Consider the following 9,637-nt stretch of genomic DNA (forward strand, 5'->3'; position numbering starts at 1 on the left):
AACAGAATCTCCTCCCTGGTCTGGGGGGCTGGGAGATGTGAAAAAGAGACGGCCCCCGCCCCGCGTGAGGACGGCCCCGCCCCGGACGGGCCGGGCGGGCTGGTCTGCTCCCGCCGCGGCTGCACCGCCGCCGCCGACTGGGCGCTGGAGTGGAACAACCCGCGCGTCCACGCCCCCGAGCGCGTGAAGACGTGGCTCGCGTGCGCTGCGCACCGGGGCTTCCTGGACGACTTCCTGAGCGCCCGCGGCTTCCTGCGCGCGGCCCGCCCCCTCGGACCGGGCACGGCCCGCCCCGGCGGCGCCACCCGACCCGCGACCTCGAAGGAGCCCCCGCGCCCATGACCGCCCCCGCCCCCGCGACCGACCGGCGCGATCCCGGCTCCGCGCGCCCGCCGCGCCTGCGCTTCGACTTCCTGGCCACGCCGCCGTGGATCCTCGGCTTCGTGCTGTGCATCCTGTTCGCGTTCGCGTGCCACTACCTGGCGCAGTGGCAGTGGGAGCGCCGGGTGCAGGTCCAGCACCAGGTCAACCGCGTCCTGGAGAACTACGACGACGCCCCGGTGCCCTTCGCCCAGGCCTCGCGGATGTTCACGGACTTCGACGCCCAGGACGAGTGGACCCCCGTCACGCTCTCCGGCGAGTACCTCGCCGAGGAGACCCTCGTGGTCCGCAACCGCCCCCGCGCCGGCCGCCCCGGCTACGAGGTGCTCGTGCCGTTCCGCACGGACGAGGGGCCCGTCGTCGTCGTGGACCGCGGCTGGCTGCCGGTGGGCAACACCCCCGGCCGCCCGGACGCGGTGCCCGCCCCGCCGGCGGGGCCCGCGGAGGTCGTGGTGCGCGTCAAGCCCGGCGAGCCCGCCCTGGACCGCGACGCCCCCGAGGGCCAGGTGCCCTCGATCGACCTCGCGGAGATCCGCGGACACGTGGGCGGGCCGGTGGCGGACACCGCCTACGGGATCATGGTCGAGGAGGACCCGGCCGTGCAGGACCTCCCGCAGAAGCTGGTGGAGCCGACCCTCGACGAGGGCCCCCACCTCTCCTACGCGATCCAGTGGTACCTCTTCGCCGCCATGGGCTTCGGCGTATGGGGCTACTCGGCGTGGATGCGCGCCCGCAACGACCGCGCCGACGCCGTCGAGGGCGTCCGCGACGACGGCATGCTGACCGCCCGCCGCGCCCCGCGCCCCAAGCCCGTGCGGCGCCGCCGGGACGGCCTCCCCACGGACGAGGAGGCCGAGGACGCGCTCTTCGACTGAGCGGACGGCTCAGGCCAGGGTGATGAGGTCCTTGTAGTCCTCGTTCCACAGGTCCTCGACGCCGTCCGGCAGCAGGACCACGCGCTCGGGGTCGAGTGCCTCGACGGCGCCCTCGTCGTGCGTGACGAGCACGACCGCGCCCTCGTACTGGCGCAGGGCGCCCAGGATCTCCTCGCGCGAGGCGGGGTCCAGGTTGTTGGTGGGCTCGTCGAGCAGCAGCACGTTGGCGCTGGATGCCACGAGGGTGGCCAGGGCCAGGCGGGTCTTCTCGCCGCCGGAGAGGACGCGGGCGGGCTTGTCCACGTCGTCGCCCTGGAAGAGGAACGAGCCGAGGAGCGTGCGCGCCTGGGTGTCGCCCAGCTGCGGGGCGGCGTGGCGCATGTTGTCCAGCACGGAGGCGTCCTGGTCCAGCGTGTCGTGCTCCTGGGCGAAGTAGCCCAGCTTGAGGCCGTGCCCCTCCTGGACCTCGCCCGTGTCCGGGGCCTCCTCCCCCGCCAGCATGCGCAGCAGGGTGGTCTTGCCGGCGCCGTTGTAGCCGAGGATCACCACGCGGGAGCCGCGGTCGATCGCCAGGTCCACGCCGGTGAAGATCTCGAGGGAGCCGTAGGACTTGGAGAGGTTCTCCGCGCGCAGGGGCGTCTTGCCGGAGGCCTGGGGGGTGGGGAACCGGATGGCGGCCACGCGGTCCGCGGCGCGCTCGCCCTCGACGCCGCGCATCAGCCGCTCGGCGCGCTTGATCATGTTCTGCGCGGCGGTGGCCTTGGTGGCCTTGGCGCGCATCTTCTCGGCCTGGGCCATCAGGGCCGAGGCCTTCTTCTCGGCGTTGGCGAACTCGCGACGGCGGCGCGCCTCGTCCTGCTGGCGCTGGGCGAGGTAGTTCTTCCACGTCATGTTGTAGACGTCCATGGTCTGCCGGTTGGCGTCCAGATAGAGGACCTTGTTGACGGTCATCTCCATGAGCTCCACGTCGTGGGAGATCATCAGCAGGCCGCCCGGATAGGTCTTGAGGTAGTCGCGCAGCCACACGATGGAGTCGTGGTCCAGGTGGTTGGTGGGCTCGTCCAGCAACATGATGTCCGCGTCGGAGAAGAGGATGCGGGCGAGCTCCACGCGGCGGCGCTGGCCGCCGGAGAGGGTGTGCAGCGGCTGGTCGAGCACGCGGTCCGGCAGGCCCAGGTTGGAGGTGATCCGGGCGGCCTCGGACTCGGCCGCGTAGCCGCCGCGGGCCTCGAACTCCGCCTCGAGCCGGGAGTAGCGGTCCATCGCGCGCTGGCGCTCGACGTCGTCGACGGCGGCCATGCCGGCCTCGGCCTCGCGCATGCGGCGGATGGTGTGGTCCAGGTCCCGCGCGGAGAGGATGCGGTCCCGGCCGGACTGGTCCATGTCCTCGACCTTGGGGTCCTGGGGCAGGTAGCCGATCCGGCCCGTGCGCGTCACGGAGCCGGCCGTGGGCTGGCCGCCGCCGGCGAGGATCTTGGTAAGCGTCGTCTTGCCGGCGCCGTTGCGGCCCACGAGCCCGACCTTGTCCCCCTTGTCCACGCGGAAGTTCACCTCGTCCATGAGGAGGCGGGCGCCCACGCGCAGTTCGACATCGGTGACGGTCAGCATGAGGGTGGCAGGCTCCTGGGGTCAGGGTGAGGGGGCGGGGTGGCTCGGCGGCGGTTCCGCGCGGCGGGCGAGCGGCGGCGCAGGCGGGGCGCGGCACATCGCCGGGCCAGTCTAGTGCGTCTACACTCTGGCCCCATGAGCTTCAACGACAACGTGCAGATCGACGCCGGCCGCGCGCGCTCGGGCGGGGGCGGGATGGGCGGCCGCGGGCTGGCCATCGGCGGCGGCGGCGGCCTGCTCGCGTTGCTGCTCGCGATCTTCGCCCCCGGCCTGGCCGAGCAGCTCGGCATCGACACCGGCGGCTCCACCGGCCAGAGCCAGTACCAGCAGCAGGGCGCCGGCGGCACCCAGCCCGTGTCGGACGAGGAGTGCTCCACGGGCGCGGACGCCAACCGCAACACCGACTGCCGCGTGATCGCCGCCACCGAGGCGGCGGACCAGTTCTGGGGCGAGTACATGTCCCAGTTCTCGGACGTGGACTGGCGCCAGCCTCAGCTCACCCTCTTCGCCGGCAGCGTGAGCACCGGCTGCGGCAGCGCGTCCTCGGCCATGGGCCCGTTCTACTGCCCGGCGGACGAGTCCATGTACTTCGACACCTCGTTCTTCGAGACCCTGCAGTCCGACTTCGGCGCGGAGGGCGGCCCGCTGGCGGAGCAGTACATCGTGGCCCACGAGTACGGGCACCACGTCCAGCACGTCACCGGCTACCTGCAGTACTCCCGGGACGGCAGCACCGGCCCTGAGTCGGGCGCCGTGCGCGCCGAGCTCCAGGCCGACTGCCTCGCGGGCATGTGGGCCGGCGCCGCGACCACCACCGTGGACCCCGAGTCCGGCGAGCCCTACCTGCAGCCGATCTCCCGCGAGCAGCTGCGCCAGGCGATCGACGCCGCGGCCGCCGTGGGCGACGACCGCATCCAGGAGATGTCCACCGGCCGCGTGAACCCGGAGGCCTTCACCCACGGCTCCTCCGAGCAGCGCATGGCGTGGTTCCTGCGCGGCTACGAGACCTCCCAGCAGGAGCCGGACTTCCGCCAGTGCGACACCTTCCGCGCATCCTCGCTGGACATCTGAGCCGCTGACGCCGGGCCCCGGCGACCGCCGCGCCCGCTCCCCCTGCCCCACCCACGACGCCGGCCCGCCGCCTTCCAAGCGAAGGCGACGGGCCGGCGTCGTGCACGGGTGCGGATCAGATGTTGAAGCCCAGGGCCCGCATCTGGTCGCGGCCGTCCTCGGTGATCCGCTCGGGACCCCACGGCGGCATCCAGACCCAGTTCAGGCGCCACTCGTCCACCATGGTGCCGATGGCGCGCGAGACCTGGTCCTCGATCTCGTCGGTCAGCGGGCACGCAGCGGTGGTGAGGGTCATGTCCACGAGCAGCGCGCCGTCCTCGGCGTAGTGCAGCCCGTAGAGCAGGCCCAGGTCCACGACGTTGACGCCGAGCTCCGGGTCGATCACGTCCTTGAGGGCCTCACGGACGTCCTCCGTGGGCACCTGGTTCGCGGTCTCGGTCATCTCAGACCCCCGCCGCGGCCTTCTCGAAGCGGGCGTAGCCCTCGGCCTCGAGCTGCGCGGCGAGCTCCGGGCCGCCGGACTCGGCCACGCGGCCGTCCACGAGCACGTGCACGTGGTCCGGCTTGATGTAGTTGAGGATGCGCGTGTAGTGGGTGATGAGCAGGGTGCCCATCTCGTTCTGCTCGGCGGCGCGGTTCACGCCCTCGGAGACGATGCGCAGCGCGTCCACGTCGAGGCCGGAGTCGGTCTCGTCGAGGATGGCGAACTTCGGCTTGAACAGCTCGAGCTGGAGGATCTCGGCGCGCTTCTTCTCGCCGCCGGAGAAGCCCTCGTTGACGTTGCGGTTCATGAACGCCGGGTCGATCTGCAGGGCCTCGAAGGCGCCCTTGACGTCCTTGGTCCAGGTGCGCAGCGAGGGGGCCTCACCGTCGAGGGCGGTCTTGGCGGTGCGCAGGAAGTTGGTCATGGTGACGCCCGGGATCTCCACGGGGTACTGCATCGCCAGGAACAGGCCGGCCTGGGCGCGCTCGTCGACGCCCATCTCCAGCACGTCCTCGCCGTCGAGGGTGATGGAGCCGGAGGTGACCTCGTAGCGCGGGTGGCCGGCGATGGTGGAGGCCAGCGTGGACTTGCCGGAGCCGTTGGGGCCCATGATGGCGTGGGTCTGGCCGGTCTCGATGGTCAGGGAGAGGCCCTTGAGGATCTCCTTGGGGCCGTTCTCGGTCTCGATCTGCACGTGCAGGTCGGTGATCTGCAGGGTTGCCATGGGTGGTTCTCCTAGTGAGGAAGCGTGGTGGGGTTCTTCGGCGGCGGTCAGAGCGCGGCGATGCGCAGCTCGTCCTCCATGACGGCGGTGAGCTCGTCTTCGACGTCGCGGACGCCGATCTTCTGGATGATCTCGTTGAGGAAGCCGCGCACGATCAGGCGGCGGGCCTCGGTCTCCGAGATGCCGCGGGCCATCAGGTAGAACAGCTGGGTCTCGTCGAAGCGGCCCGTCGCCGAGGCGTGGCCCGCCCCCTCGATCACGCCGGTCTCGATCTCCAGGTTCGGCACCGAGTCGGCGCGCGCCCCGTCGGAGAGCAGCAGGTTCTGGTTCTTCTCGTACGTGTCCGTGCCCTCGGCCTCCTTGCGGATGAGCACGTCGCCCACCCACACGGTGCGGGCGTCGGTGCCCTGCAGGGCGCCCTTGTAGAGCACGTTCGAGACGCAGCGCGGCTGGTTGTGGTCCACGAACAGCCGGTTCTCCAGGTGCTGGCCGGCGTCGGCGAAGTACAGGCCGTACATCTCGGCTTCGCCGCGCTCGGCGGCGAACCGCGAGGTCGGGGTCAGGCGCACCACGGAGCCGCCGTGCGAGACGGCGACGTGCTTGAAGCGCGCGTTCGTGGCCACGGAGGCCTGCTGGGCGGACACGTGCACGGCGTCGTCCTCCCATGCCTGCAGCGAGACCACGTTGAGGCGGGCGTCGCGGCGCACGTCGAACTCGACGTTCTGGGCCAGCACGGCGGTGCCGCGGTGGGCGAGCACGACGTCGGCCTGGGCGTTCTCCTCGACGATCACGGTCAGGTGCATCGCGGCGGGCTCGGCGGAGGAGCCGACGACGTCGATGCGCACCGGCTCGGCGACCTCGCCGGAGACGGTGACCACGGTGGCCTGCGCGACGGAGTTCCAGGCGGCCGCGGACACGCGGTCGTCCGGGGTGAGGACCGAGCCGACGCGGGCGTCGTCCCGGGCCACGGTCTCCACGCGCACGCCGGCCTGCTCGGCCACGGTCACGGACGGGGCGGCGCCGGTGAGGCGGGCGTCGTCGCCCTCGGGCAGGTGCAGCCCGCCGAGGCGCTTGAGCGGGGTGAAACGCCAGTCCTCCTCGCGCCCGGTGAGCACGGGGAAGTCGGCCAGCTCGTAGGAGCTGACGCGGTCGGCGCGGGACCCGGCGGCGTTGCGCTCGGGCGCGCCGGCGCGCGGGGCCGACGTCTGGGCCACGGTGAGCTTCTCGCCCTCCTCGCCCATGCCGGGGATCATGCTGCCCTGGGTGTTCTCCACGGTGTCGGTCATGTCAGCCCACCGATCCTTCCATCTGCAGTTCGATCAGCTTGTTGAGCTCGAGGGCGTACTCCATGGGCAGCTCGCGCGCGATCGGCTCGATGAAGCCGCGCACGATCATGGCCATGGCCTCGTCCTCGGAGAGGCCGCGGCTCATCAGATAGAAGAGCTGCTCCTCGGACACCTTGGAGACGGTGGCCTCGTGGCCGAGGGTCACGTCGTCCTCGCGGATGTCGATGTAGGGGTACGTGTCCGAGCGGGACACGGTGTCCACCAGCAGGGCGTCGCAGACCACGGAGTTGGCCGAGTTCTTGGCGCCCTCGGTCACCTGCACGAGGCCGCGGTAGGCGGCGCGGCCGCCGTTGCGGGCCACGGACTTGGACACGATGGAGCTCGAGGTGTTCGGCGCCATGTGGACCATCTTGGAGCCGGTGTCCTGGTGCTGGTCCTTGCCGGCGAACGCCACGGAGAGGGTCTCGCCGGTGGCGTGCTCGCCGGTGAGGTACACGGCGGGGTACTTCATGGTCACCTTGGAGCCGATGTTGCCGTCGACCCATTCCATGGTGCCGCCGGACTCGACGACGGCGCGCTTGGTCACGAGGTTGTACACGTTCGTGGACCAGTTCTGGATGGTGGTGTAGCGCACACGGGCGTTCTTCTTCACCACGATCTCCACGACCGCCGAGTGCAGCGAGTCGGAGTTGTAGATCGGGGCGGTGCAGCCCTCGATGTAGTGGACGTAGGAGTCCTCGTCCGCGATGATCAGCGTCCGCTCGAACTGGCCCATGTTCTCCGTGTTGATGCGGAAGTAGGCCTGGAGCGGGATCTCCACGTGCACGCCCTTGGGCACGTACACAAAGGAGCCGCCGGACCACACGGCCGTGTTCAGGGAGGCGAACTTGTTGTCGCCCACCGGGATCACGGTGCCGAAGTACTCCTCGAAGATCTCGGGGTGCTCCTTGAGGGCGGTGTCCGTGTCCAGGAACACGACGCCCTGCTCCTCCAGGTCCTCGCGGATCTGGTGGTACACGACCTCGGACTCGTACTGGGCGGCGACGCCGGCCACGAGGCGCTCGCGCTCGGCCTCGGGGATGCCGAGGCGCTCGTAGGTGTTGCGGATGTCCTCGGGCAGGTCCTCCCAGGTCTTGGCCTGGCCCTCGGTGGAGCGCACGAAGTACTTGATGTTGTCGAAGTCGATCCCGGACAGGTCCGGGCCCCACGCGGGCATCGGCTTGCGCTCGAAGTACTTGAGCGCCTTCAGGCGCAGGTTCCGCATCCACTCCGGCTCGTCCTTCTTGCCGGAGATGTCGCGGACGACGTCCTCGTTGAGGCCGCGGACGGCCTTCTCGCCCGCCGCGTCGGAGTCGGCCCAGCCGTACTGGTAGGCGCCGATGGCGTTCAGCTCGGGGTTCTTGTCGAGGATCTCCTGGATCACGCCGGGGTCGGCGTTCTCCACGGGGTCCCGCTGGACGATCTGGTCGGTCATCTCAGCCTCTCTCGTTGTCACTGCGGTCGATGTCGGTCTGGGTGGTCTCGGGGAGCCGGGGCGGGGCCCGCGCGGCTCAGTCTCGGCCCAGCGGCACGTGCGTGGTGCACACGTGGGCGCCGGCGGCGAGGGTGGACAGGCGCCGCACGTCCACCTGCAGCAGGCGGGCGAACAGCTCGGTCTCCTCTTCACAGAACTGCGGATGGCGCGCCGGGATTCCCTGGAAGGGGCAGTGGCCCTGGCACACCTGGTCGGCGCGCAGGGTGGGCGCCAGGCCCGCGCCGAAGTGGCGCAGCGTCCCGGCGAAGCCGGCGTCGTCCAGCACCGAGGCCAGGATCCGGGTGCGCTCCTGGAGCTCGGTGTCCCGGCCGTCGACGGCGGCGGCGAACCGCTCCTCCACGTCACGGAACGCGCGGCGGGCGGTGCGGCGGACCTCCTCGTCCCCGCCGAGCTCCTCGAGCCGGGCCAGGGAGTCCAGGGCCACGGCGAGGTGGTCCTTGGGCAGGTGCTCCTGGGCGTGGGAGGTCACGACGTAGCGGCGGGAGGGCCGGCCGGCCCCGCGCGCCGAGGTGACCCGCTTGACCTCCACGAGGGCGTCCTCCTCGAGGGCGTCCAGGTGACGGCGGACGGCCGCGGCCGTCAGCTCCAGCTCCCGGCCGATCTCCGCCGCGCTCACCGGTCCCCGGGTGAGGACCAGCTGGAGGACGCGCTCGCGCGTGCCCTCGGCGGGCGCCGGGGCCGCACGATGCGAAGGCTGGTCGGAATACACCACGCCATGATGACCTATTGATCTGGAACCGTTCAAGTGAGGCACGCCTGTCCTGGCGTGGGCCCCGGCGTGGCCTCCGTCACCCCGGCCGGGGGCGCCGTCGTCGGCCCGTCCGCGCGCGGGGCCCGGGCCTAGACTGGGACGGTGCCCCGACCTGTCCTGACCCCGGATCCCGCGCCGCGCGACGAGCCCGTCCTGCGCCTGCGCGACGTCCACCGGAGCCTCGGCCGCGGCCGCGCGCGCACCCCCGTCCTGCGCGGCGTGGACCTCACCGCCCGCGCCGGCGCCGTCACCGTGCTGCTCGGCCCCAACGGCGCCGGCAAGTCCACCACCCTCGGCCTCTGCCACGGCATGGACCGCCCCGACGCCGGCGCCGTCCGGGTGTTCGGGGCGGACCCCTGGCGCGCGCCCGCGGACCTGCGCGCCCGCATCGGCGTGATGTGGCAGGAGGGCGGCCTGCCGCCCTCGGTGCCCGCCCGCCGGTTCGTGGGCCACGTGGCCTCCCTCTACCGGGACCCGCTGCCCGTGGAGCCGCTGCTCGAGCGCCTGCTGATCGCCGACGTCGCCGGCCGGCCCCTGCGCCGGCTCTCCGGCGGCCAGCGCCAGCGGGTCGCCCTCGCCGCGGCCCTCGTGGGCCGCCCGGACATGCTGTTCCTGGACGAGCCCACCGCGGGCCTGGACCCCGAGACCCGCCCCGTGGTGCACGAGGTGGTCCGAGAGCAGACGGCGCGCGGCGCCGCCGTCCTCCTGACCACCCACCTGCTCGACGACGCCGAGCGGCTCGCAGACGACGTCGCCATCCTGCGCGCCGGCCGCGTGGTCCGCGCCGGCTCGCTCGCCGACCTGACCCGCGTGGCCGAGGGCGACGTGGTGGACGTGGACTTCGGCGACGCCGCCCCCGAGGCCGTGCGCGCCTGGGCGGACGCCCTCCCCGAGCCGCTGCGGGCCGCCGGCCTCGCCGAGCC

General features: G+C 72.2%; 10 protein-coding genes. 4 read left to right on the forward strand and 6 right to left on the reverse strand.

What is annotated here, in order from left to right:
- Positions 1–6 precede the first annotated feature (6 nt).
- Both NWP10_RS08575 and NWP10_RS08580 read left to right on the forward strand, forming a co-directional pair.
- Complete coding sequence (locus NWP10_RS08575; protein ID WP_258300575.1) at positions 7–342, forward strand: hypothetical protein; 336 nt, start codon at positions 7–9, stop codon at positions 340–342.
- Complete coding sequence (locus NWP10_RS08580) at positions 339–1,256, forward strand: SURF1 family protein (protein ID WP_258300571.1); 918 nt, start codon at positions 339–341, stop codon at positions 1,254–1,256. Before NWP10_RS08575 ends, NWP10_RS08580 begins: the two co-directional genes overlap by 4 nt.
- Positions 1,257–1,265: 9 nt before the next feature.
- On the opposite strand, the gene NWP10_RS08585 is transcribed toward NWP10_RS08580, so the two are convergent.
- Positions 1,266–2,864 (reverse strand): ABC-F family ATP-binding cassette domain-containing protein, encoded by a 1,599-nt coding sequence (locus NWP10_RS08585; protein WP_158493126.1) that lies wholly within the window; start codon positions 2,862–2,864, stop codon positions 1,266–1,268.
- 135 nt (positions 2,865–2,999) lie between these two features.
- Here NWP10_RS08585 and NWP10_RS08590 point away from each other — a divergent pair, with 135 nt between their 5' ends.
- Complete coding sequence (locus NWP10_RS08590) at positions 3,000–3,935, forward strand: neutral zinc metallopeptidase (RefSeq protein WP_258300572.1); 936 nt, start codon at positions 3,000–3,002, stop codon at positions 3,933–3,935.
- 115 nt (positions 3,936–4,050) lie between these two features.
- On the opposite strand, the gene NWP10_RS08595 is transcribed toward NWP10_RS08590, so the two are convergent.
- The 5 genes from NWP10_RS08595 to NWP10_RS08615 all read right to left on the reverse strand — a co-directional run bounded on the left by NWP10_RS08595 (position 4,051) and on the right by NWP10_RS08615 (position 8,672).
- Entirely contained in the window at positions 4,051–4,377 is a 327-nt protein-coding gene (locus NWP10_RS08595) for a metal-sulfur cluster assembly factor (protein WP_017489214.1), read from the reverse strand.
- 1 nt (position 4,378) lies between these two features.
- Positions 4,379–5,143 carry a Fe-S cluster assembly ATPase SufC gene (sufC, locus tag NWP10_RS08600; RefSeq protein ID WP_158494616.1) on the reverse strand — a complete coding sequence of 255 codons (765 nt, stop codon included), beginning with the start codon at positions 5,141–5,143 and terminating at the stop codon, positions 4,379–4,381.
- A gap of 47 nt (positions 5,144–5,190) precedes the next feature.
- Positions 5,191–6,429, reverse strand: coding sequence for a Fe-S cluster assembly protein SufD (sufD, locus tag NWP10_RS08605; protein ID WP_258300573.1), 1,239 nt, complete (start codon positions 6,427–6,429; stop codon positions 5,191–5,193).
- Position 6,430: 1 nt separating this feature from the next.
- Positions 6,431–7,903 carry a Fe-S cluster assembly protein SufB gene (gene sufB / locus NWP10_RS08610; protein WP_017489211.1) on the reverse strand — a complete coding sequence of 491 codons (1,473 nt, stop codon included), beginning with the start codon at positions 7,901–7,903 and terminating at the stop codon, positions 6,431–6,433.
- Positions 7,904–7,979: 76 nt separating this feature from the next.
- Entirely contained in the window at positions 7,980–8,672 is a 693-nt protein-coding gene (locus NWP10_RS08615) for a metalloregulator ArsR/SmtB family transcription factor (protein WP_234404118.1), read from the reverse strand.
- 144 nt (positions 8,673–8,816) lie between these two features.
- Here NWP10_RS08615 and NWP10_RS08620 point away from each other — a divergent pair.
- The coding region (locus NWP10_RS08620) for an ABC transporter ATP-binding protein (protein ID WP_258300574.1) at positions 8,817–9,637 on the forward strand (821 nt) is incomplete at its 3' end.

The organism is Micrococcus sp. HG099, assembly GCF_024723355.1.
GTDB lineage: Bacteria > Actinomycetota > Actinomycetes > Actinomycetales > Micrococcaceae > Micrococcus > Micrococcus endophyticus.